This is a genomic window from Streptomyces sp. SID5785, assembly GCF_009870065.1.
GTDB lineage: Bacteria > Actinomycetota > Actinomycetes > Streptomycetales > Streptomycetaceae > Streptomyces.
On sequence record NZ_WWIA01001114.1, the window covers coordinates 1 to 2058 of the forward strand.

2 protein-coding genes and 2 pseudogenes are annotated in these 2058 nt (G+C 73.6%); 3 read left to right on the forward strand and 1 reads right to left on the reverse strand.

Annotated features, from left to right (window positions below; translation table 11 throughout):
* Window positions 1-540: pseudogene (locus GTW43_RS36140) on the forward strand (serine/threonine protein kinase); the annotation flags it as partial.
* A gap of 57 nt (window positions 541-597) precedes the next feature.
* On the opposite strand, the gene GTW43_RS36145 reads toward GTW43_RS36140, so the two are convergent.
* Window positions 598-1080, reverse strand: coding sequence for an SRPBCC family protein (locus tag GTW43_RS36145; protein WP_161306207.1), 483 nt, complete (start codon window positions 1078-1080; stop codon window positions 598-600).
* A gap of 46 nt (window positions 1081-1126) precedes the next feature.
* Here GTW43_RS36145 and GTW43_RS36150 point away from each other — a divergent pair, with 46 nt between their 5' ends.
* Both GTW43_RS36150 and GTW43_RS38735 read left to right on the forward strand, forming a co-directional pair.
* Window positions 1127-1714, forward strand: a complete 588-nt coding sequence (locus GTW43_RS36150) for a TetR/AcrR family transcriptional regulator (RefSeq protein ID WP_343246231.1) — start codon at window positions 1127-1129, stop codon at window positions 1712-1714.
* A gap of 209 nt (window positions 1715-1923) precedes the next feature.
* Window positions 1924-2058 (forward strand): annotated as a pseudogene (locus GTW43_RS38735) (class I SAM-dependent methyltransferase); the annotation flags it as partial.

Genomic DNA, 2058 nt, shown 5'->3' on the forward strand with positions numbered 1-2058 from the left:
GCCTCCGATGACGCGAAGGGCAGCACCGGTCCGTCGGCCGCGTCGTCCAGCCCGGCGGCGTCGGCGAGCGGCTCGGCGACCGCGTCGGGCAAGCCGTCGCCGAGCGGTGACGGGAGCGGCGGCAAGGCGCCCGGGGACGGCTCCCGGGACGAGGGCGGCTCCGGCGGCAAGGACGGTGCGGGCACCTCGGGCGGCGGGTCCGGCGACTCCGGTGGCTCCGGCGGGAGTTCGGGCGGTTCGGACGACGGCGCACCGGCGCCCGCGTGCGCGTCCATCGGCGGCGGCAAGGTCAACTGCGAGGTGTGGCGGGCCGCCACGTCCTACGACTCCGGACACCGGGCGGTCGGCACCTTGAACCAGGGCACCAACTACTTCTTCTGCCAGGTGAAGCTCGCCCACCGCGAGACCTACGGCAAGTGGACGAACGTCTGGTGGGCCAAGACCGACGACGACTCGGGCAACGCGAACGTGTACGTCAGCGCCGTCTATCTCAAGGGCGGCCAGAACGACCAGCCGGTGCCCGGTCTGCCCGTGTGCTGACCGGGTGTGCGCGGCGGACGGGCGGTGGCCCTCACACCGGCCCGCCGGCGTACGTCCTCACGACGCACCGGATGTGCCGGACGTGCCGGACGCGGCGTCCCGCTCCAGCGCGACGGCCAGGCGCCACATCGCCGTCGCGTTCGCCCGCCGCATGACCCGCCGGACGAACGGCGCGAAGAGCCGGTCGGCGAGCGGCGCGCTCTCCCACGCGTACGTGAACGAGACGCGGCTGCCTCCCTCGACGGCCGGCTCGATCACGTAGGTGCCGTGCGCGACACGGGCGCCGCCCGCGCTCACATTGCGCTCGACGATGCGCCGGGGCGGGTCGGCCTCGACGACCTCGATCGTGACGTCGGTCCTGGCGCCCGCGAGCGCCGCGGTGACCGTGGCGGCCGCACCCTTCCCGCGGTCGGGGCCGGTGCAGCGCCAGTGGGTCAGGTAGTGGTTCGTGAAGCGTTCGTGGTGAGCCATGACATCCAGGAACGCGTAGACCGGCTCGGGCGCGTGGGGAACATCGACGGACACGGTGACAGGCCTCATGTACCACACGGTACATCGTCGGTGTAGCCGTGGGTACACTCGCGCCGTGGTGCACACGAGCGAAGAGCGCGGGACGGACGGCGACCGGCGCGTCCGGCTCCTCGAGGCGGCCGTCGATCACGTCACGGCGCACGGCATCGCCGATCTCAGTCTGCGCGGGCTCGGCGCCGCGATCGGGGTCAGCCATCGGATGCTGATCCACTACTTCGGCAGCAAGGAACAGCTGCTCGTCGAGATCGTGCGTGCGGCGGAGCGCCGGGAGCGTGACACACTCACCGCGCTGCGGGCCGAGCCCGGCCTCTCCCCGGCCGACGCGGCCCGCCGCCTGTGGCGCCGACTGACCGATCCCCGACTCGCGGGCCAGGAAAGGCTGTTCTTCGAGATCTGCGGCCGGGCACTGCACGGCCGGCCCGAGGCCGCACCGCTCCTGGACGGTCTCGTCGCGGACTGGCTCGAGCCGCTCGTGGCGGCCGAGGTCGCCGCGGGCGCCGACCGCGCCACCGCCGAGAGCCGCGCACGCCTCGGCCTCGCCACGGTCCGCGGCCTGCTCCTGGATCTCCTCGCGACGGGCGACCGCGCCGGTGTCGACGCGGCGATGGAGGAGTTCCTCGGGATGTACTACGGGCCACGCTGAGCACTCACCGCGGCGCGGCCCACCGGTTCCGACTCGCGCCCGCCCGTGCCCGCCTGCCCCTGCCCGCTCGTGCCCGCCTGTGCCCCTGAGCCTTGTGCACGCACCCGAGACGCCCCGGCGATCTTTGTGCGTCCTGTCAGTCGGCCGGCCGGCGCCCCGCCGGAAGACTGCGCGCCAGACATCACACCGGACCCGTCACGGGAGGCATCGTGAGCACGAGCGCGGAGCAGCAGTACGACCGGATCGGCGAGGCGTTCGAGGGCTTCAAGGCCCTGACCCTGGCCCGCTACGCGGAAGTTCCCGGATTCCTGGAGCTGGTCGGTGACGTCCGCGGCCGCTCCGTC